This window comes from Variovorax sp. GW821-FHT10C12 (genome assembly GCF_059415405.1).
Genome location: NZ_JBWKNE010000001.1, coordinates 1,421,734 through 1,442,580 on the forward strand (window position 1 = coordinate 1,421,734; position 20,847 = coordinate 1,442,580).

General features: G+C 69.6%; 20 protein-coding genes. 7 read left to right on the top strand and 13 right to left on the bottom strand.

Features of this window, described 5'->3' with window-relative positions:
- Positions 1 to 44: 44 nt before the first annotated feature.
- The 4 genes from AC07OH_RS06745 to AC07OH_RS06760 all read left to right on the top strand — a co-directional run bounded on the left by AC07OH_RS06745 (position 45) and on the right by AC07OH_RS06760 (position 2,912).
- On the top strand, positions 45 to 407 hold the full coding sequence (locus AC07OH_RS06745; protein WP_495300054.1) for a GIY-YIG nuclease family protein: 363 nt from the start codon (positions 45 to 47) through the stop codon (positions 405 to 407).
- Complete coding sequence (locus tag AC07OH_RS06750) at positions 404 to 844, top strand: MarR family winged helix-turn-helix transcriptional regulator (RefSeq protein WP_495300055.1); 441 nt, start codon at positions 404 to 406, stop codon at positions 842 to 844. The genes AC07OH_RS06745 and AC07OH_RS06750 overlap by 4 nt, the downstream gene beginning before the upstream one ends.
- A 68-nt stretch (positions 845 to 912) precedes the next feature.
- A complete protein-coding gene (locus AC07OH_RS06755) occupies positions 913 to 1,485 on the top strand; it encodes a DUF2239 family protein (RefSeq protein WP_070060635.1) in 573 nt (190 codons plus the stop codon).
- The gene (locus tag AC07OH_RS06760; RefSeq protein WP_495300056.1) at positions 1,482 to 2,912 is read left to right on the top strand and encodes an MATE family efflux transporter; all 1,431 of its coding nucleotides are present in this window, start codon (positions 1,482 to 1,484) and stop codon (positions 2,910 to 2,912) included. Before AC07OH_RS06755 ends, AC07OH_RS06760 begins: the two co-directional genes overlap by 4 nt.
- 18 nt (positions 2,913 to 2,930) lie before the next feature.
- On the opposite strand, the gene AC07OH_RS06765 is transcribed toward AC07OH_RS06760, so the two are convergent.
- The gene (locus tag AC07OH_RS06765; RefSeq protein ID WP_495300057.1) at positions 2,931 to 3,407 is read right to left on the bottom strand and encodes a VOC family protein; all 477 of its coding nucleotides are present in this window, start codon (positions 3,405 to 3,407) and stop codon (positions 2,931 to 2,933) included.
- A gap of 146 nt (positions 3,408 to 3,553) precedes the next feature.
- Between AC07OH_RS06765 and AC07OH_RS06770 the strand changes: the two genes are divergently transcribed.
- On the top strand, positions 3,554 to 4,909 hold the full coding sequence (locus AC07OH_RS06770) for a serine hydrolase domain-containing protein (protein WP_495300058.1): 1,356 nt from the start codon (positions 3,554 to 3,556) through the stop codon (positions 4,907 to 4,909).
- Positions 4,910 to 4,957: 48 nt separating this feature from the next.
- On the opposite strand, the gene AC07OH_RS06775 is transcribed toward AC07OH_RS06770, so the two are convergent.
- The 11 genes from AC07OH_RS06775 to AC07OH_RS06825 form a co-directional block, all read right to left on the bottom strand.
- The gene (locus AC07OH_RS06775) at positions 4,958 to 6,394 is read right to left on the bottom strand and encodes a PAN domain-containing protein (protein ID WP_495300059.1); all 1,437 of its coding nucleotides are present in this window, start codon (positions 6,392 to 6,394) and stop codon (positions 4,958 to 4,960) included.
- 173 nt (positions 6,395 to 6,567) lie between these two features.
- A complete protein-coding gene (locus AC07OH_RS06780; protein ID WP_495300060.1) occupies positions 6,568 to 8,052 on the bottom strand; it encodes a flavin-containing monooxygenase in 1,485 nt (494 codons plus the stop codon).
- Between the two features lie 19 nt (positions 8,053 to 8,071).
- Positions 8,072 to 9,682 (bottom strand): MFS transporter, encoded by a 1,611-nt coding sequence (locus AC07OH_RS06785; protein ID WP_495300061.1) that lies wholly within the window; start codon positions 9,680 to 9,682, stop codon positions 8,072 to 8,074.
- A 62-nt stretch (positions 9,683 to 9,744) separates the two neighbouring features.
- Entirely contained in the window at positions 9,745 to 10,371 is a 627-nt protein-coding gene (locus AC07OH_RS06790) for a PqiC family protein (RefSeq protein ID WP_495300062.1), read from the bottom strand.
- Complete coding sequence (locus tag AC07OH_RS06795) at positions 10,368 to 12,023, bottom strand: PqiB family protein (RefSeq protein ID WP_495300063.1); 1,656 nt, start codon at positions 12,021 to 12,023, stop codon at positions 10,368 to 10,370. The genes AC07OH_RS06790 and AC07OH_RS06795 overlap by 4 nt, the downstream gene beginning before the upstream one ends.
- A complete protein-coding gene (locus tag AC07OH_RS06800) occupies positions 12,020 to 12,757 on the bottom strand; it encodes a paraquat-inducible protein A (protein WP_495300964.1) in 738 nt (245 codons plus the stop codon). Before AC07OH_RS06800 ends, AC07OH_RS06795 begins: the two co-directional genes overlap by 4 nt.
- A 2-nt stretch (positions 12,758 to 12,759) precedes the next feature.
- A complete protein-coding gene (locus AC07OH_RS06805) occupies positions 12,760 to 13,416 on the bottom strand; it encodes a paraquat-inducible protein A (RefSeq protein ID WP_495300064.1) in 657 nt (218 codons plus the stop codon).
- Between the two features lie 20 nt (positions 13,417 to 13,436).
- A complete protein-coding gene (locus AC07OH_RS06810) occupies positions 13,437 to 14,867 on the bottom strand; it encodes an MFS transporter (RefSeq protein ID WP_495300065.1) in 1,431 nt (476 codons plus the stop codon).
- 1 nt (position 14,868) lies between these two features.
- Complete coding sequence (locus AC07OH_RS06815) at positions 14,869 to 16,086, bottom strand: multidrug effflux MFS transporter (protein ID WP_495300066.1); 1,218 nt, start codon at positions 16,084 to 16,086, stop codon at positions 14,869 to 14,871.
- Between the two features lie 99 nt (positions 16,087 to 16,185).
- On the bottom strand, positions 16,186 to 16,797 hold the full coding sequence (locus tag AC07OH_RS06820) for a pyridoxamine 5'-phosphate oxidase family protein (protein WP_495300067.1): 612 nt from the start codon (positions 16,795 to 16,797) through the stop codon (positions 16,186 to 16,188).
- A complete protein-coding gene (locus AC07OH_RS06825; RefSeq protein WP_495300068.1) occupies positions 16,794 to 17,969 on the bottom strand; it encodes an MFS transporter in 1,176 nt (391 codons plus the stop codon). The genes AC07OH_RS06820 and AC07OH_RS06825 overlap by 4 nt, the downstream gene beginning before the upstream one ends.
- Positions 17,970 to 18,047: 78 nt before the next feature.
- Between AC07OH_RS06825 and AC07OH_RS06830 the strand changes: the two genes are divergently transcribed.
- Positions 18,048 to 18,929 carry a LysR substrate-binding domain-containing protein gene (locus tag AC07OH_RS06830; RefSeq protein WP_495300069.1) on the top strand — a complete coding sequence of 294 codons (882 nt, stop codon included), beginning with the start codon at positions 18,048 to 18,050 and terminating at the stop codon, positions 18,927 to 18,929.
- 78 nt (positions 18,930 to 19,007) lie between these two features.
- Positions 19,008 to 20,228, top strand: coding sequence for an MFS transporter (locus AC07OH_RS06835; RefSeq protein WP_495300070.1), 1,221 nt, complete (start codon positions 19,008 to 19,010; stop codon positions 20,226 to 20,228).
- A gap of 10 nt (positions 20,229 to 20,238) precedes the next feature.
- Here AC07OH_RS06835 and AC07OH_RS06840 read toward each other — a convergent pair whose 3' ends face one another.
- Positions 20,239 to 20,796, bottom strand: a complete 558-nt coding sequence (locus tag AC07OH_RS06840; protein ID WP_495300965.1) for a methylated-DNA--[protein]-cysteine S-methyltransferase — start codon at positions 20,794 to 20,796, stop codon at positions 20,239 to 20,241.
- Positions 20,797 to 20,847: the final 51 nt, after the last annotated feature.

Here is a 20,847-nt window from a genome sequence, read left to right on the forward strand (position 1 = left end):
CCGGGTGTATTGTGTTTTATATTTTGCCCGGGTAATATTTGGAGATGAATCCATCTCCCACCGCCCGACGTACCCTCGTCAAGCAATACAAGGACAGCGTGCGTCCCGCCGGCGTCTTCGTCATCCGCAACCTGATGGACGGCCGCGTCTACGTGGCCGGCAGCCTCGACGTCGAAGGCGCCATGAACCGCGCCCGCTTCGAGCTGAACCTGCGCTCGCACCGCAACAAGGCCTTGCAGCGCGACTGGCTTGCGCAGGGCGCGACACACTTCGGCTTCGAGCTGATCGACCGGGTGAAGGAGCGCGACGACCCCGCCTTCGACCGCGCGGCGGAACTGGAAAAGCTGCTGGAGCTCTGGCGCGAGGAGCTCCAGTGCACCACTGACAAGGGCTACAACACGCCATGAGCACCGACGCACTGGACTTTTGCCTTGACCTCGGCCGCGCCCACGCCAGCCTGAGCCTGAAACTCAACGAGGACCTGGGTGCCTTCCACGGCTTGGACTACGACGACTTCACCCTGCTCCATCTGTTGCTGCGTGCCGGCAACGACGCCATGCCGATGGCCGAGCTGGCGCACACGCTGGGGTTGCCAATGTCGGCGCTCATCCGCAAGATGGTGCTGCTCGAAAAGACCGGACTGGCCGAGCGCACGACGGGACCCGATGGCGACGCCCGACGCCATGCGATTATTCGCAGCGGCGGAAAGAAGTTGATGCAAGCCGCCATCACCACCGTCGAGGCGATCTGCGCCGACGCCGTGAAATCGCTGGACCCGCAACGCCTGCCAGACCTGCATGCCGCGCTGCGGGTGCTGTGCGATCACGACGCGCCGCACGCCTGAACCGTCCTGCGGGTAGATTACGAACCTCGTTTCGTTCCGCCCGGATCGACAACCCAAAAAGAATCCGCATGTCACCCGACGAACTACCGACCACATTCACTGCGTTTGCCGGCTTCCAGCGCGTCGCCGCCGGCACCAAGGCCCAGGTGCTCACGCAACTGCGCGAGCGCGGCGACGCCGCCACCTGCCTCGTGTTCGACGACCAGACCGGCGAGCAGCTCGATGTCGATCTGCGCGACCCGAAGGCCATCGAAACCTCCGCACTCGAAGCCGAAAAACACGAAGACGCACCCCGCGGCGTCGGCCGTCCGCGCCTGGGCGTGGTGGCGCGCGAAGTCACGCTGCTGCCGCGCCACTGGGACTGGCTCGGCCGCCAGCCGGGCGGCGCCTCGGTGGCGCTGCGCAAGCTGGTGGACGACGCACGCCACGTGCACGCCGACCGCGACACGGTGCGTGCCGCGCGCGAAGCCACCTACCGCTTCATGACCGCCATCGCGGGCAACCTGCCCGGCTTCGAGGAAGCCACGCGCGCGCTGTTCGCGGGCGAGCATCAGCGCTTCAGCGACCTCGTGGAACCCTGGCCCACCGACCTGCGCGTGCACCTGCACAAGCTGTCGGCCGGTGGCTGGGGTGCTGCATGAGCGCGGCGCCCGACCACGCCACCGGCCCCGGCAGCAACCAGAGCGGACTCAAGGGCGTGCCCGTCGCGCCCGTGGGTGCGTCGCGTCCGCTGTGGAAGGTGTTCCTGTTCTTCCTGGCGCCGATGTTGCTCAGCAACATCCTGCAGTCGCTCTCCGGCACCATCAACAACATCTACGTCGGGCAGATGCTCGGCGTGAGTGCGCTGGCGGCGGTCTCGAGCTTCTTCCCGGTGATGTTCTTCTTCATCGCCTTCATCATCGGCCTGGGCGCCGGTGCGTCGGTGCTCATCGGCCAGGCCTGGGGCGCGCGCGACGCGGCCAAGGCCAAGGCGGTGGCGGGCACCACGCTCACGGTGGGCCTGCTGCTGGGCCTGGCGATCGCGGTGTTCGGCGGTGTCTTCACCACGCCGATGCTGGCCATGCTGGGCACGCCGCCCGACGTGCTGGCCGACTCCACGCGCTATGCCCGCATCATGCTGATCGCGATGCCCGGCGTGTTCCTGTTCCTGCTGGCCACCGCCATGCTGCGCGGCGTGGGCGACACCATCACGCCGCTGCTGACGCTGCTGATTTCTACGGCCATCGGCCTCGTCGTCACGCCCGCGCTCATCCGCGGCTGGGGCGGGTTGCCGCAGCTCGGCGTGGCAGCCGGCGCGTGGGCCTCGGTGCTCTCGTTCGCGGTCGCGACCACATGGCTGGGCTTCCGGCTGCGCCAGAAAAAGAGCCCGCTCGCGCCCGACGCGGAGTTCGTGCGCTGCCTGCGCATCCAGCCGCAGCTGCTGAAGGCGGTGCTGAAGATCGGCGTGCCCACCGGCGTGCAGATGATCGTGGTGGCGCTGGCCGAAGTGGTGCTGCTGTCGATGGTCAACAGCTACGGCTCCAACGCAACGGCCGCGTACGGCGCGGTGAACCAGGTGGTGGCCTACGTGCAGTTCCCGGCCATCTCGATCGCGATCACCACGTCGATCCTCGGCGCGCAGGCCATCGGCGCGGGCCGCGCCAACCGGCTCGGCGCGATCGTGCAGACCGCGCTGGGCATGAACCTCGTGCTCACGGGCGGGCTGGTGCTGCTGGGCTACCTGTTCTCGCGCCCGCTGATGGGCTTCTTCATCACCAGCGCACCGGTGATCGAGATCGCGCAGAACCTGCTGCACATCATGCTGTGGAGCATGGTGCTGTTCGGCATGGCCTCGGCGATCTCGGGGATCATGCGCGCCAGCGGCTCGGTGCTGGTGCCAACGCTCATCACCATCGCGTGCATCCTGGGGGTGGAAGTGCCGGTGGCCTGGCTCATGAGCCGCCACTTCGGCATGGGCCTGGACGGGATCTGGGTCGCCTACCCGGTGACCTTCGGCGCGATGCTGCTGCTGCAGACCGCGTACTACCGCCTGGTGTGGCGCAAGAAGCCGATCGGCCGGCTGGTCTGATCGGCGCCTCGGCGGGGGTCACTCCCCGTCGAAGGCCTTCTTCACCGTGGCGATGTCGAGCTTGATCATCGTCATCATGGCCGCCATCGCACGGGCCGCCTTGGCCGCGTCCTTGTCCTGGAACATGCGAATGAGCGGCATCGGCGTGACCTGCCACGACACGCCGAAGCGGTCGGTGAGCCAGCCGCACTGCACCGGCTGGCCGCCGCCTTCGAGCAGCTTGTCCCAGTAGTAGTCGACCTCCTCCTGCGTCTCGCAGGTCACGATGAGCGAGATGGCCGGCGTGATCTTGTACTCGGGCCCGCCGTTGAGCACCATGAACGACTGCCCGTCGAGCTCGAAGGTCGCCGTGAGCAGCTTGCCCTTCTTGGCGGGATTCACATCGCCCCAGAGCAGCGTGTCGGTGAGGCGCGACTTCGGAAAGATGGCGGTGTAGAAGTTGACCGCATCCTCTCCGTTGCCGTCGAACCAGAGGCAGGGAATGATCTTCTGCATGGAATCTCCTTGGGTTGAATGATGAACTGGAGGGTTCAGTATCAAAGCCGAAGCGGCGCGTTGTCAACCTGCGCCGCGGCTGTCAGTGAGAAGTTCGCAGGCAGGGCGCGGGTCACAATGGTCCGGTCCTTTGCTTCGGAACTGCCATGTTCGCCCCCTCTAGAACCCGCTTCAGCGCCCAGGCTTTCCTGACTGCCGGGCTCGCTGCCCTGGCGGTGTCGGCCGGTGCGGCCGATGCCACCTATCCCGACGCCGCCGCCAGCGACCCCGCCCGGCTCGGCTGGATGACCGGCTCGCCGCCGCCGCCCGACCGCACGCTGCGTTTCGAGGACGGCAGCTATTTCCAGTTTCCGGCGATGCGCTGGAGCGTGTCGAATTTCCGCCAGCTGATGCCGACCGTGAACGTGTCGCGCGGGCTCGGTGCGCCCACCGCCCTGCCCCAGGCCTTGCGCAAGGAGATCGACACGCTCAGCTTCACGCCGCTCGATGCGAAGACGCCCATGACCTGGGACGCCTCGCTGGCCGCCACCTACACCGACGGCATCCTCGTGCTGCACCGCGGGCGCGTGGTCTACGAGCGCTACTTCGGCGTGCTGAAGGACGACGGCCAGCACGGCGCCATGTCCGTCACCAAGTCGGTGGTCGGCACGCTGGGCGCGATGCTGGTGGCCGAAGGCACGCTCGACGCCGGCAAGCCGGTGGCCGACTACGTGCCCGAACTCGCGAAGTCGGCCTTCGGCAACGCCACCGTGCGCCAGGTGCTCGATATGACCACGGGCCTGAAGTTCAGCGAGGACTACGCCGACCCGAAGGCCGAGGTCTGGGCCCATGCGCAGGCCGGCAACCCGCTGCCCAAGCCGAAGGACTACACCGGCCCGCGCAGCTACTACGAGTTCCTGCAGACCGTGCAGCCCGAAGGCAAGCACGGCGAGGGCTTCGGCTACAAGACCGTCAACTCCGACGTGCTGGGCTGGGTGATCGCACGCGCCACCGGCCGCACCGTGGCGCAGTTGCTGTCGGAGCGCATCTGGCGCCACCTGGGCGCCGAGCAGGACGCCTACTTCACCGTCGACTCCATCGGCACGCCCTTCGCGGGCGGCGGCCTGAACACCGGCCTGCGCGACCTCGCGCGCTTCGGCGAAATGCTGCGCAACGACGGCCGCGTGAAGGGCCGACAAATCGTGCCCAAGGCCGCCGTCGAAGACATCCGCCGCGGCGGTGACAAGGCCGCCTTCACCAAAGGCGGCTACCCCCTGCTGCAGGGCTGGAGCTACCGCAACATGTGGTGGGTGACGCACAACGACCACGGTGCCTACATGGCGCGCGGCGTGCACGGCCAGCGCATCTACATCGACCCGAAGGCGCAGATGGTGATCGTGCGCTACGCCTCGCACCCGGTGGCGGGCAACGCGGCGAACGACCCCGTCACGCTGCCGGCCTTCGAGGCGCTGGGGCGGCACCTGATGGGCGCTCCGGCTCGCCGCACTGCAGCAAAAAGGTAGGCGTTTCGCTTGCCGGTGGAGGGGAGCGCGCGGGCTACCCTCTTTCTTTCAGTGCCCGCATGCCGGGTGTTTCTGCCCTTCGGTGGCGTTCGGCAGGCCCAGGAAGTCCAGGATGTGCGGCGTGGTCCCGTCCACCTGCGTCAGCACGGTGCCGCCCAGGTTTCCCACGCAGTAGCTGGGCTTGAGCGGGTTCAGGTGGTTGTTGTTCAGGATCAGCAGCGTGTCGCGTTCGGCCGCCGTCTGCCCGCCATGGCTGCTGCCGGTGCCGCCGTGGTCGGAGGTGACGACGATCAGCCATTCTTCATTCGCGTAGTTCGGGCGCGACGTGAGCGCCGTGAGCACCTGCTGGATCTGCTGGTCTTCGCCGGCGATCTTGCCCTGGTAGTAGGCATTGAGCGGGTCGTAGCTCGGCGCGTGGACGTCGACGTTGTGCAGGTAGTAGAAGATGGCCGTCGGCGGGTGCTTCCAGCTCAGCCAGCCCTTCACCGCATCGGTGGCCTGCTGCGAGTTCTTGGCCGCGTTGGCGACCACGAAGTCGGCCAGCGCCGGGCGCAGGTTGTGCGTGATGTTGAACCAGTCGCCCACCACCGCCGTCGTGGCCGTCGGCCAGGCTGCCTTGATCTGGTCGAACACGTGCGTCTTCTTCAGCGGCAAGGTGGTGGTGTTCGAGGTCACGCCATGCTTGTCGGCCCAGAAGCCGGTGAACACCGACGACCAGCCCGGCCCGCTCACGGTCGCCTGCTTGGTGCCGCCTGCCAGCACGTTGCCGTGGAAGGCGCCGCCGGCGATCAGCGCCGACATCGCCGGCGTCTGCACGCAGCCCGCGCACTGGATGGCGTCGCCGCGCAGGCCGTCGATGCCGATCAGCAGGATGTGCTTGTTGCCGGGCACGGGGTTGGGAACGCCCTCGCCCGCAATCAGTGAATAGTGGTCGTAGGGGTTGCCGACGTAGTCGGTCTTCAGGCCGCCGATGTCGCTGGCGCGCTTGTCGCTCAGGTCGCAGCGCTGCTGGGTCTTGTTGTAGTCGAAGGACTTGCACCACGACGAGCGGCTCGCGTCGGTGCAGGCGTTGGCGCAGTCGGCGGGCGTCACGGCCTGCAGGGCCTCGGTGTTGTAGCCGCTGATGGCCGCATTGGGCGTGCGCGCGAAAGGCTTCAGCGGATCGGGCTGGAGGCTGTAGTGGTCATACGGGTTGCCGGGGTAGTCGGTCTTCAGCCCGCCCACATCGGCGGCGCGCTTGTCGCTCAGGTCGCAGCTCTGGCCGGCCTTGTTGTAGTCGAACGAGACGCACCAGGCGCCGCGCGGCGCGCCCAGGCAGGCCGAGGCGCACATCTCGGGCGTCGACTGCGTCAGGTTCTCGATGTTGTTGCCAGAGATGGCGGCGTTCGGCGTGGCCGCGAAAGCGTCCAGCGCGGCGGCGCCTGCATGCCCGGCGAGTGCGGCAAGCAGCAGGCCCGCCAGGGATGCACGGATCGATGACTTCATGAGGTCTCCTCATCACAGGGTCGTGGGGTGATTCCCGGGTGCCGCCTCGCCGTTTTTTCAGTGCGAGTGCAACGCCGGGCGGAGTAAATCACCGCCGCCTGCCATCGATCCAATTCAAAAATCTTCGATGTTGTATTGAGCAGAGCTATACATCGACGTGTCACGCAGCGCGGTCAGGCCACGCGATTTGAGAACGCCATGACCCCGTCGTCCACGCGCCCGAGGCGCAGCAGGAGGATGTCGCGCAGGTAGTTCTGGTGCAGCTTCCACGGCGTGTGAGCGCCCTGCTTGGGAAACTTGTCGAGCGAGCGCTGCACGTAGCCCGAGCTGAAATCAATCCAGGGTTCGGGCGACAGGTCGGGGCCCGCGTTGTGCGGCGTGCATTGCCGCCAGCCGTGCGTGTGCATGTGGTTCAGCAGCCGGCAGACGTAGGCGCAGGTCAGGTCGCACTTGAGCGTCCACGAGGCGTTGGTGTAGCCGAAGGACGAGGCCAGGTTGGGCACGTCGCTGTACATCATGCCCTTGTAGTTGAAGGTCGCTGCGGGGTCGACGCGGCGGCCGTCCACGCTCAGTTCGATGCCGCCGAGCACCTGCAACTCGAGGCCGGTGGCGGTGACGATGATGTCGGCCTCCAGCACGCGGCCCGACTTCAGCCGCAGGCCCTCGGGCGTGAAGGTGTCGACGTGGTCCGTGACCATCGAGGCGCGCCCCGCGTTGAGCGCCACGAACAGGTCGCCGTCGGGCACGAGGCACAGGCGCTGGTCCCACGGGTTGTAGCGCGGCGTGAAGTGCGTGGCGACGTCGTAGCCGGGCCCGAGCGCATGGCGCACGCCGCCCAGCAGCATGCGCCTGACGCGCGCCGGCTTGCGCCGCGCGAGCCGGAAGAACAGCATGCCGAGCGTCACGTTCTTCCAGCGCGTGAGGCGGTACGCGGCCATCGCCGGCAGCAGGCGCCGCAGGCGGTTGGCAATCGGGTCTTCGGCCGGGCGCGCCACCACGTAGGTCGGCGAGCGCTGCAGCAGCGTGACGTGCGCGGCGGTCTGGGCCATGGCGGGCACCAGCGTCATCGCGGTGGCGCCGCTGCCGATCACGACCACGCGCTGGCCGCCGTGGTCCAGGTCGGCGGGCCAGTGCTGCGGATGGACGATGCGGCCTTGGAAGTCGGCCATGCCGGCGAAATCGGGCGTGTAGCCCGCTTCGTAGCGGTAGTAGCCGCTGCACAGGAAAAGGAAGTTGCAGCGCCACTGCACGAGCTGCTTGTCGGCGCCCTGCGCCACATCGACCGTCCAGCAGGCATCGGCGCTCGACCAGGCGGCGCGCACCACGCGGTGCTGGTAGTGGATCTTGTCGTCGAGGCCGTGCTGGCGCGCGGTGTCGCGCACGTACTGCAGGATCGAGGGGCCGTCGGCGATCGCCTTGGCCTGCGTCCACGGGCGGAACACGTAGCCCAGCGTGTACATGTCGGAGTCGGAGCGCACGCCCGGGTAGCGGAACAGGTCCCAGGTGCCGCCGCTGCGTTCGCGGCCTTCAAGGATCGCGTAACTGCGGCCCGGGCACTGCGCCTGCAGGTGGCAGGCGGCGCCGATGCCGGACAAGCCGGCACCGACGATCAGGACATCGACATGCGGCGGCGCGTCGGCCGGTTGTGCTGCTTCCATCGGCTCTTTGTCTCCTGTCTCATGGCTTGTTGTTGTCTTGGTTTTCTGCAGGCGCGCGCCGGATCATCAGCCAGGCGCTCACCGCACTCAGCACGGCCAGGCCGGCGCTCAGCAGCATCACCCAGCGGAAGCCCGCGACGAAGGATTCGGCCACCGCGCGCTTCACGGCGGCGACGGTGGCCGCATCGGCCCCCAACGGCGCGCCGGCCGCGGCCAATCGGTCGCGCTCGGCCGCAAGAAAAGCCCGCACCTCGTCCGACGCGCCCATCGCCTGCAGCCGCTCGGCCAGCGCCGCGTCGAAGGCCCAGGCCATGATGGCGCCGAACACCGCGATCGCCAGCACCGCCGCCGCGCGCGACACCGCGTTGTTCACGCCCGAGGCCACGCCCGCGAGATCGGGCCCCACGGCGTTCATGACCGTGGTGGTGAGCGGCGCGACCGTCACCGTCATGCCGAAGCCCAGCACCACCACGGCGGGCAGGAAACCGCTCCAGTAGCTCGCGCCCACGCCCGGCAGTGCGAACAGCGCAAAGCCCACGGCCGCGATGGCCGGCCCGATGACCAGCGGCAGGCGCGGCCCGAAGCGGTCGACCAGCTGCCCGGCCCAGCCCGAGAGCGCGAACATCAGGAAGATGAACGGCAGCAGCGCCGCGCCCGCCACCGTGGCCGAGTAGCCCTGCACCTGGATCAGGTTGAGCGGAAAGAAATACAGCCCGCCGCCCAGCGCCGCATACAGCAGCAGCGTCAGCAGGTTGGCGCCGCTGAAGTTGCCGATGCGCAGCAGCGACAGCGGCAGCATCGGCGTGCGCGCCCGGCGTTCGGCGACGACGAAGCCGACGCTGCCCACGACGCCGATCGCCAGCGCCGCGAGCACGGCCGGCGAACGCCAGCCCTGCGTCGGCGCTTCGATGAAGGCATAGACGATGCCGCCCAGCCCGGCGGTCGCCAGCAGCGCGCCCCACAGGTCGAGCCCGCCGCGCGCCGCAGCGCCTTTGCTCTCGGGCACGTGGCGGCGCACGATCCACAGCACCAGCAGCGCCATCGGCACGTTGATGAGAAAAGCCCAGATCCACGAGAAGTGATCGACCAGGAAACCACCCAGCACCGGCCCCACCGCCGCCGTGATGCCGCTGAAGCCCGACCAGGTGCCGATGGCCTTGCCGCGCTCCTTCTCGGGAAACGACGCGCTGATGAGCGCCAGGCTGCCCGGCACCAGCAGCGCGCCGCCGATGCCTTGAATCGCGCGTGCGGCGATGAGCTGTTGCACGTCGGCCGCCAGTGCACAGCCCACCGACGACAGGGCGAACACGACGACGCCGATGGCGAAGATGCGCCGCCTTCCGTAGCGGTCGCCGAGCGCGCCGCCCACCAGCAGCAGCGCCGCGAGCAACAAGGCGTACGACTCGACCACCCATTGCGCCTGGAAGGCCGTGGCGTGCAGGTCGGCCTGGATGGCAGGCAAGGCAACGTTGACCACCGTGCCGTCGATGAAGGCCATGCTCGAGCCGACGATGGCGGCGGCCAGCACCCAGGGCTTGGAGGCTTCGGGGCAGGCGCCCTCTTCCGTGGGTGATGGAGACCCATGCAGGATCAGCGTGTCGTCGCAGGGCGCCTTGCCGATCTGTGCCATGGGGCCTCCGATCTATCGGATGACGGCGTGGTGCCTTCCCCCGTCAGGGAAAGGTGAAAGCCTCAGGTCGCGCACGCCGTCGCGCCCGGGTTCGTCCGCGCCGCGTTCACGCTGCGCGCCATGGCCGCCGCCGCCGCGGCCGTCACGCGCTGCGCACCCTGCGCCAGCGCGTCCATGCCACCGCCGGTGGCTTCGCCCGCGTCGAGCCGGCACACCAGCGTGCGCGCCTCGTCGGAGCGGCGCAGGGTCCAGGTGAAGCCGGCGTCCACGCGCCCGCCGTCCACCATCTCGAACTGGCGCACCTGCACCGCCACGCGCCACACGGGCTGCGAGGTCTGGCGGCCGCCCTGCGTGACATCGAGCGCGCCGAGCCGGCCGGCGATGCCGCTGCCCAGTGCGTCGCGCAGTTCGTTCTCGAAGGACGAGGCCCAGCGGTGCTGCTCGAGCACGTCGACCTGCACGCCGCCGGTCGGGCGGCGCACCACCATCTGCGGGCGCGCCAACCGCTCGGGCACGGCCACGGGCGCGAGCTCGATGTACAGCGGCGCGGCGGCATCGGGCTGGCGGGGCGCTGCATCGGTGAGCGCGGGCGGGCTGGCCAGCGTGTAGTAGCTGTCGGGCTTGCTCGCGCAGCCGGCCAGCATCAGCGCTGCGGCGGCGCACGCGAGCGCGAAGGTCGTCGTCTTCATTTCTTGTCGTCCGGTTTGCCGCGCAGCAGCGATTCGGGATGGCGTTCGAGGTAGTCGGTCAGCACGCGCACCGAGCCGGCGGCGCGCGTCAGCTCGCGCAGGGTCTGGCGCATGTCCTGCTGCAGCGGCGAGTCGTCGGCCAGCGTGCGTTCGGCCGAGTTGACGGTCTTGCGCACGTCCTTCATGGCGGCGGCCAGCTCGGGCGTCACGTCGCTGTTGATGCGGCTGACAGTCTGCTCGGTGCTGGTGAGCGTCTTGTTGAGCGTGGCCAGCGTGGTGCGCAGGTCGCCGGCAATCTGCTCGTAGGGCACCTTGTTGAGCTTGGTCGCGATCTCCTGCACCTGCGTCTGGATCTCGTCCAGGCCGTTGGCAATGGTCGGCAGCTCGATCGGGCTCTTCGACAGGTCGATCTTCGCGGGCGGCGCCTTCGGGAAGAAGTCGAGCGCCACGTAGACCTGGCCAGTCAGCAGGTTGCCATTGCGCAGCTGGGCGCGCAGGCCCTTCTCGGCCAGGAAGCGCAGCCGTTCCTGCTGCGTCGCGCGCGACTCCGTAGGCTGCGCACCGCTCTCGCGGCGGCGCAGGCGGTCGGGATAGATCTGCACCAGCACCGGCATGCGGAACTCGCGCTCGGCGCGGTCGAACTCGACGCCGATGGATTTCACCTCGCCCAGCACCACGCCGCGGAAGTCGACCGGCGCGCCCGGCGTGAGGCCGCGCAGCGACTGGTTGAAGTACATCAGCAGCGTCTGCGAGGGGCCGTCGGGCTCCTTCATGGCGGAGCTTTCGTCCTGCGCCAGCGCGAAGGCGGTGTTCTCCTTGGCCAGCGGGCCCATGGCATCGTCGGGCGCCTGGAAGGCGATGCCGCCGAGCAGGATGGTGGCCAGCGACTGGGTGCGCAGCGTGAAGCCGCTGGCGCTGAGCTGCGCGTCGATGCCGCTGGCCTGCCAGAAGCGCGTGTTCATGCCGACGAACTTGTCGTACGGTGCGTTCACGAACACCCGCAGCGTGACGCCGCGGCCGTCGCCGTCGAGCTCGTAGGCAGCGACCTGCCCGACCTTGATGCGCCGGAAGTACACGGGCGAACCGACGTCGAGCGAGCCCACGTCGCGTGCCCGCAGCAAAAACTGCTGGCCCGAGTCGCCGCGCGTGACGATGGGCGGGGCTTCGAGGCCGGTGAATTCGCCCGAGGTTTCCTTCTCGACGCCCGCGTCGGCGCCGATGTAGGCGCCCGACAGCAGCGTGCCCAGGCCCGAGATGCCCGAGGTGTCGAGCCGGGGCCGCACCACCCAGTAGCGCGAGTCGGCCGAGGTGAAGCCCTCGGCGTCCTTGTTCAGCTGCACCAGCACGCGCACGTGCGAGCGGTCGCGCGCCAGGCGCAGGCTCTGCACGAGGCCGATCTGCACGTCCTTGTACTTCACGGCGGTCTTTCCGGCTTCGAGGCCCTCGGCCGTCTTGAAGGTCAGCACGATCTCGGGGCCGCGTTCCATGAGGATCTTGGCCACCAGCGTCACGCCGACCAGCGCGGCGACGATGGGAATCAGCCAGATCAGCGAGGGCAGCCACTCGCGGCGGCGCGCCACCTTCGGCTTCGGCAGCGCGGGCGGGGCCGACGCTGCCGGACGGTCTTGCGGTTGCGTGTCTTCTTCACTCATGCGATTTTTTCTTCCCTGCTTTCAATCTGTCGTTCATCCGTGTCTGCTTCAGGCACCGGGCCGTCCCACGTCAGGCGCGGGTCGAAGCTCAGCGAGGCCAGCATGGTCAGCACCACCACCGCGCCGAAGGCTGCAATGCCCACGCCCGCGGTGATGACCGCGAAGCCCTGGATCTGCACCAGCCCGGTCAGCAGCGACACCACGAACACGTCGAGCATCGACCAGCGTCCGATGATCTCGATGATGTGATACAGCTTGGCCCGCTCGCGCCGGCGCCAGTTGCTGCGCCGCTGCGCCAGCACCACAAGCAAGAGCAGTACCGCCAGCTTGAACAGCGGCACCAGGAAGCTCGCGATGAACACGATCGCCGCCAGCCCCCAGGCGCCCGACACCCAGAAGTAGATGACGCCGCTCAGGATGGTGTCGTACTGCGCGCCGAACAGCGTGCGCGTGATCATCACTGGCAGCAGGTTGGCGGGGATGTACATGATGCAGGCCGCGATCAGGAAGGCCCAGGTGCGGTTCAGGCTCTGCGGCTTGCGCGTGTGCAGGCGCGTGCCGCAACGGGCACAGGCGTCGCCATCTTCGGCATCGCGCCAGACGGCCGTGCAGTGCGTGCAGACATGCAGGCCGAGCGCGGCGGCCGTCGGCACCGGGTTCTCGTGGTCGTGCTCGTCGTCGGCCTGCGCCTCCCAGGGGCGTGCCGAGGCCAGGCGGGCGGACAGCCCGCGCATGTTCATGCGCGCACCTCCGGCGGGTCAGCCTCTGCGTTGGCATCTTCCTCATCGGCCTGGCGGAAGGTCATCTCCCAGAACGCGCCGGGGTTGAACGACAGCACGGCCGTGAGCGTCACGGTAAGCGCCACGAAGGCCCACAGCGCGGGCCCCGGCACCACCGTCGCCATGCTCGACAGCTTGACGATCGCCACCAGCACGCCGAGCAGGAACACCTCGATCATTCCCCAGGGCCGCAGCGTCTGCATCATGCGCACCAGCATCGCAAAACCCCAGGGGCGGCGCGCACGGGCCAGCGGCACCAGCAGGTAGGCCAGGATGCACAGCTGCAGCAGCGGAAACAGGATGGTCGTGGCCAGCACCAGCAGCGCCACCGGCGACATGCCCTCGGCGCTCAGCACCACCACCGCGCCGGCCAGCGTGGTCTGGCTGCGCAGGCCCTGCAGCTCGATCTCGACGATGGGAAACAGGTTGGCGATGGCGAACATGATCAGGCTCGCGACCGTCAGCGGCAGGATGCGCCGCTGCTGCGCACCCGGGTGCCGGTCGAGCTCGGTGCCGCAGCGCGGGCACTCGGCCACGTCGCGCGGCGCCAGCGGCGTGCGGGCGTAGACCGCGTCGCAGCCCGGACAGACCACGGTGTCAGGTACTTCCTTCATGAGGCCGTACCCTACCTTATTCAGGCATGCGGACTTGTCGTCTTCAGCCGCAGACTGCTGAAAACCGCCGCCACCGCCGCGCAGCCCGCCGCCAGCACCAGCGCCACCACCGGGCCGTGTCCGCCGTGCGGGCTCCAGACGCTGAACACCGCCGCCAGCACCACGGCCCCCAGCGTCTGCCCCGTGAGCCGCGCCGTGCCCAGCATGCCGCTGGCCGCACCACTTCGGTGCGCGGGTGGCGAACTCACGATGGTGTGGTTGTTGGGCGACTGGAACAGCCCGAAGCCCAGCCCGCACAGCGCCATGCGCCAGGCGATATCGGCATTGCCCGGGTGCGCCGGCAGCGCCGCCAGCAGCGCCAGGCCCATGGCCAGCAGGCCCAGGCCGATGCCGCCCAGCAGCCCGTCGGGATAGCGTCCGATGAGCCGCCCGGCGATGGGCGCCATCACCACGATGGCCAGCGGCCACGCGGTGATCAGCAGGCCGGCCTCGATGTGGCTGCGGCCGTACACGTCGAGCAGCAGGAACGGCAGCGCGATGTAGGCCAGCATCTGCGCGCAGAACGCCGCCACCGAGGTGCCCATCGACAGCGCGAACACCGGAATGCGCAGCAGGTCGATGGGGAAAAGCGGTACCGTCAACTTGCGTTGGCGCCGCAGGTAGACAAAGCCCACCGCCAGCCCGGCGCCCAGCGTGGCCCAGGCCGACCAGGGCGTGCCTGTGGCCTGCACCCCGCCCTCGCGCACGCCCAGCTGGTCCACGCCGAGGAAGACCAGCGAGAACATCAGCACGTTGAGCGTCACGTCGACCAGCGAGAAGCGCGCGCCGGCGGCCGGCGCCGAGCGGTTGAACGGCAGCGCGCGCATGCCGAGCGCGAAGGTGACGATGCCCAGCGGCACGTTGATGGCGAAGAGCCACGGCCACGACGCCACCGAAAGGATCGCTGCCGCCACCGACGGCCCGGCCACCGACGAGGTGGCGACCACCAGCGAATTGATGGCCATGCCCCGCCCCAGCTGCGCCGAGGGGAACGTGAGCCGCACCAGCGCCGCGTTGACGCTCATGATCCCCGCCGCGCCCAGCCCCTGCAGCGCGCGCGACGCGATCAGCGTGCCGAGCGAATTGGCGAAGGTCGCGGCCAGCGACGACACGGTGAACACCGCCATGCCCACCAGGTACACGCGCCGGTAGCCCACGAGGTCGCCCAGCGAGGCCAGCGGCAGCAGCATCACCAGCGTGGCGATCTGGTAGGCGTTGACCACCCAGATGGCCTGCGCCGGCGTGGCCTGCAACTCGCGCGCGATGCCGGGCAGCGCCAGGTTGACGATGGTGCCGTCGAGCACCGAGACCGTGAGCCCGAGGATGATGACCAGCATCGCCCAGCCGCGCGCGGGCGCGGCCAGGCCGTCGAGCTGGGCCTGCGGGCCGTTGCCTGTCATGGCGACTGTCATGTCAGGCCTCCTGCGCCCTGCCCCCGGTCGGCTCGGAGCGCACGCCGCCGAGCGTGAGCCAGGTCAGCACCAGCGCGATGAGCGCGCCGGCGGCCATGCCGGCCACCATCGGCAGCGGACGGCCGTTGGAGAACAGGCCCACCACCGCCATCGCGAGCGCGCCGGTCAGCATCTGCAGCGTGCCCAGCAATGCCGAGGCCGTGCCGGCGATGGCGCCGTGCATCTCGAGCGCGAGCACCCCGGTGGTCGGGATCACGAGGCCCATGAAGCCCGAGGCAATGAAGTACAGGACGATCAACACCCACAGGTTGTCGCCGCCCATCGCGAAGTACACGAACATGGCGACCATCGCCACGCCGCAGCAGGCCACGCCGAACTTGACGAGGTTGACCAGCCCGTAGCGCTCGCCCAGCGAGCCCGTGAACTGCGACGCCGCGATGAAGGCCGCCGCGTTCACGCCGAAGGCCACGCTGTACATCGCCGGCGACAGGCCGTAGTGGTCGATCATCACGAACGACGAATTGGCCAGGTAGGTGAAGAAGCCCGCCATCGCGAAGCTGCCGATGAACACCAGCCCGAGGTAGTGCCAGTCGCGCAGCAGCAGCCAGTAGGCCGACAGCGCGCTGCCCAGGCTGCTTTCGACGCGGTCGGAGGCCGGGCGTGTTTCCTCGAGCAGCTTGACCATCATGGCCAGGCCCGCCACCGCGGCGATGGTGACGGCCCAGAACACGCCGCGCCAGCCGGTGAAGGCGATGACCAGGCTGCCCGCGAGCGGCGCAAGAATCGGCGACACGCTGAACACCAGCATCAGCAGCGACATCAACCGCGCGGCATCGGTGCCGGTGTGCAGGTCGCGCACCACGGCACGCGGAATCGCCATGCCGGCGGCCGCGCCCAGGCCCTGCACGAAGCGCAGCGCGATCAGGGTCTGGATGTCGGTCGCCAGCGCGCAGCCCACGCTGGCCAACGCGAACAGCACCAACCCGGCATACAGCGGCGGCTTGCGACCGACCATGTCGGAGATCGGGCCGTAGAGCAATTGCCCCGCGCCGAGCGAAAGGAAGAAGGCGGTGAGGCTCATCTGCACCGCGCCGATGTCCGCATGCAGGCTCTGCCCGATGGCGGGCAAGGCCGGGAGGTACATGTCGATCGCGAAAGGCCCGATGGCGGAGAGCAGGCCCAGCAGCAGGGCCATTTTGAAGAACGGAGAAGAACGCATCGGGTCGATTGTGGCGAAGGCGCGCAATCGGTGCAGGCGTGGGGTCGGCGGCTTTCGCCGCTAGTGCATTCGTTCTACCGGGCGGTACGCCGCGCCCCTTCAGTACAGCGTGGCCTGCTGGCGCGCGGGCAGTTCGCGGTCGTAGGTGACGCCGTCGAAGGCCGCGTCGGTCAGCGCCGAAAGAATGGCGCCCGGTGTCGGCACGGTGCGCGGCGCGTCTTCCGGCACGGGCGCCCAGAGCTTCGAACGCTGGATCGCGCGGGCGCACTGGAAGAACACGGTCTCGACGCTGATCTCGATCACGCACTGCGGCGCACGCCCTTCCACCGCGAAGCGCGCCAGCAGCTCGGGCGCCACGCGGATGCGTGCGCGCCCGTTCACGCGCAACGTTTCGCCCACACCCGGAATCAGGAACAGCAAGGCCACACGCGGGTCGGCCACGATGTTGCGCAGGCTGTCGATGCGGTTGTTGCCACGCCGCTCGGGCAGCAGCAAGGTCCTCTCGTCCTGCACCGCGACGAAGCCCGGGGCGTCGCCGCGCGGCGAGGCGTCGAGCCCGCCGGGGCCGGTGGTCGCGAGCACCGCGAACGGCGATGCGGCGATCAGCGCCTGGTAGCTCGGGTGCAGGTACGGCACTTCCTTCTTGAGCGAGGCCTCGCCCGGCTGGCCGAACAGGGCTTCGAGTTGCGCGACGGTGTCGATGGTGGTCATGGGGCGATGTTCTCCTGGATCGGGGTGGGTGGCGATGCGCGTCGGACACAGGCGAGCGCCGCGATCGCCAGCAACAGCGCGGCACTGCCGTAGATCCACGGTGGCGAGGCAATGGGCAGCAGCACGCCGGCCAGCAAGGGCCCGGCGCCCGCGCCGATGTCGCGCCAGACCGCGCGGGCCGCGAGCGCCCGCACGCGCTCCGGTCCGGGCGTGCGACGCGCCACGATGGGTGGCAACAGCGGCAGCTGCAGCGCGCGCAGCACCACGATCAGCGCCGCGCAGCTCCACAGCCAGCCCAGGCCGAAGCCCACGAGCGCGAGCGACGTCACCAGCGACAGGCTCACGAGCAGGCGCTCGGCACCGAAGTGCTCCGCCATGCGCCCGCCCACCGGCCCAAGGAAGATTTCCGCGAGGTAGCGCAGCGCCATCAGCACGCCGGCCACGATCACCGCGCCGCCGGGCAGCAGGTCCTTGCCGAGGTACGACAGGCCCACGATGAACAGGCCATCGAGTGCCAGCCCTTCCATGAACGACCAGCCGTCCAGCGCGTTTGGCCGCTGGAAGCGCCGTGTCGGCGCAGCACTGTGATGCGGCTTCGATGGCAGCCGCCGGGTGACGCACAGCGCGAGCAACGACACCACCGCCAGCACGCCGAAGATCGCGCGCGGCCCGACCGTGTACGCCAGCAGCGCACCAAGCGGCAGCGCGAGCACCGGCCCGGTCGCGATGAAGGCGCGCGAACGCCCGCTGCGCCGTGCGGCACCGATCGGGTCGGCCGTGGCCAGCGCCTGCGTCGACAGGTTGAGCGCCGCGAAGCACAGGCCCCAGGTCAACCGCAGCGGCAACAGCGCCCAGAAACCCGAGAGCGTGGCGTAGCCCAGCCCGCAGCAGGCGGCGGCCACCACGGCCAGCGTGCAACTGGCCCGGTCGCCGTGGCGCGCATAGAAACGCGCCACCCAGCCGTAGCCCGCGATGCGCACCAGCCGGTTGGCCGCCAGCAACAGGCCGACCTCGGCCAGCGAGACGCCGAACTGCGACGCGTACATGGGCAGCAGCAGGTACAGCACCACGTCGGCCGGCAGCGAGAGGCCGAGCGCCATCGCGGCGTGGCGGGAATCCAAGTCGGTGGAACGGACGGGAACGGCGGGAGAAAGCGGTGGTGCAGCGGACATCGAGCCCGTATCGTGCCCGCTCGCGACGCCCGCCGACAAACGACATTCCCGCGCGGCATGCGTGAGAAAATCGCACGCATGCCGCTTCGCGAACCGCCCCTTCATGCCGTGCGTGCCTTCGTGGCGGCGGCCCGCCACCTGAGCTTCACGCGCGCCGCGGTCGAACTGCATGTGACGCACAGCGCGGTGAGCCGGCAGATCAAGAGCCTCGAAGCCTGCCTGGGCGTGGCACTGTTCGAACGCCGCATCCGGCAGGTCACGCTGACGCCCGAGGGCCAGCAGTTCTTCTCGGAGACCGAACCCGCGCTCGCGCAGATCCACGCGGCGGCCCGCGCGCTGCAGCTGCAGGGCCCGGCGCGCGCGGTGCGCATCAACGTGCGGCCCTCGTTCGCCGTGCGCTGGCTGATTCCCCGGTTGCCGTCGTTCGTGGAACGCCATCCCGATATCGAGCCGCAGGTCGTCACCAGCACCGTCATGCCCGAGCAGGCCACGGACAGCTTCGACATCGCCGTGCGCCGCGGCCTCGAGGGCTGGCCGTCGTCGATCCAGGTACGCCCTTTCCTCGAAGACGAAGTGCTGGTGGTCGGCGCGCCCGCGCTCTTCAAGGCGCAGCCGCTGCCCGACCTGCGCGCCCTCGCCTCGCATGTGCTGCTGTCGGCGCGCACGCGCAAGGACGACTGGGACAACTGGAAGAAGCAGGTCGGCGCACCGCGCGCGCGGCCGGCCGGGCGGCTGCAATTCGATCACCTGCACTTCGTGCTGCAGGCTGCCGTCGACGGACTGGGCATCGCGCTCGCGCCGACCTCGCTGGTGGCGCACGACCTGGCCTCGGGCCGGCTGCAGTCGCCGTTGCCTGGGATGCGGATGACGCTGGAGCGTTACTACTACGGGCTCGCGCCTGACGCGGCACCCGAGGCGGTGTGCGTGGCCGAGTGGTTCGAACAGATGAACGCAGGCTGAGGCTTCCACGTCCGCAAACGGCCAGCGGCGAAGGGGCGCGGCCCCGAGGATGCGGTCTTTCTCTTCGTGCCACGCCCCATGCCCTCGCCGCTTCCCCGTTCCTTCTCCCACCTCGCCTGGGCCAATCTCGCAGCCCAATCCGCCGAACAACTGAGCCTCGCGGCCGTGCCGCTGGTGGCCGTGCTCGCGCTCGGCGCCGGGCCGGGCGAGATCGGCTTCCTGGCGGCGGTACAGACGCTGCCCTTCCTGCTGGTCTCGCTGCCGATGGGCCTGCTCGCGGACCGCATGTCACGCCGTCGCTTGATGGTGTGGGCCGAGGGGCTGCGTGCGGTGTCGCTGCTGGCCTTGCTCGGCATGGTGCTGTCGTCGACGCTGGGCATCGGCGGGCTGGCCGTGCTCGGCTTCCTCGGCGCGGTCGGCACCGTGGGCTTCAGCGTCGCGGCGCCCGCGCTGGTGCCGGCCCTCGTGCCGCGCGACGCGCTGGCGCGCGCCAACGGGCGGCTGGAGCTGGCGCGCAGTGCCGCCTTCACGGCCGGGCCCGCGCTCGCAGGCGCGCTGGTCGCGTGGGCCGGTGCGTCGTCGGCTTTCGTGCTGGCGGCGGTGCTGTCGGTGGCGGCCGTGGGCCTGCTGCTGCGTCTGCACGAAGCGCCTCGCCCCGCGGCTCCGTCGCGCCATCCGCTGCGCGACGTGCACGACGGCGCGCGCTTCGTCTGGCAGCACGCTTTCCTGCGGCCGATGCTGATGACCGGCGCGGTCTTCAACATCTCGTGGTTCGTGCTGCAGGCGGGCTATGTGCCTTATGCCGTGCGCGTGCTGGGCCTCGGCGCGCAGGCCGTGGGCTTCACGCTCGCGATGTACGGCGCAGGCATGGTGGTCGGCGCGCTGCTGACTTCGCGCGTGACGGCGCGGCTGCCGTTCGGTCGCGCGATCCAGGTCGGGCCGGCGGTGGCGGTCGCTGCCGCCGCGACGATGGCGGCCACGCTCGTCGTGCCGACCGCCTCGCTGGCCGCGTTCTCGTTCTTCCTGTTCGGCGCGGGGCCGATGGTCTGGGTCATCACCTCGACCACGCTGCGCCAGAGCGTGACAGCCTCGGCGATGCTGGGTCGGGTGTCGGCGGTGTTCCTCACGGTGAACGCGGGCGCGCGCCCTGTGGGCGCGGCGCTCGGCGGCCTGGTCGGCGCCTTGTGGGGCGAGCCGGCCTGTCTGCTGCTGGCGCTCGCGGGCTTCGTGCTGCAGGCCGCGATCATCTTCGGTTCACGCATCGCAGGACTGCAGCAGTTGCCCGTGCCGGCGGCCTGAACGTTCAGGCTCAGAACAGCGAGCGCGTCCCGCTGGGCGTGGCGCCTTCGATGTCGAGCATGCGCAGCTTGGTCAACGCACCGCCGCCCGCCGAGAAGCCGCCCGGCTTGTTGCCCGCAGCCAGCACGCGGTGGCACGGCACGACCGGCGCGAAGGGGTTGTGGCCCATGGCCTGACCGACCGCGCGCGACAGGCCCTTGTCGCCGAGTTCTTCGGCCACCTCGCCGTAGGTGCGCGTCTGCCCCGGCGGAATGCGCCGCGCGATCGCATAGACGCGCTGATGGAATTCGGACACGCCGCGCATGTCGAGTTCGATGTCGCACAGGTCGTCGGTCGCGCCTTCGAGCAGCGCCTGCACACCCGCGATGGCGTGCTGCGCGCGCTGCGTTGGCGGGGCTTCCTCCAGATCAGGAAAGCGCCGATGCATGCGCGCACGCGTCGCGGCCTCGCCCCGCTCTTCGGGCAGCTGCACACCAACCAGCCCCTGCGGCCCCCAGGCCAGTGCGCAAACGCCGATGGCGGTCGGGAACAAGGCAAAGCCGGAATCGGAAGGGGATGCGGCAGTCATCGAAGCATTGTGATTCAAGGTTGAAAACCGAGGCGCGAGCACGGGCGCGAA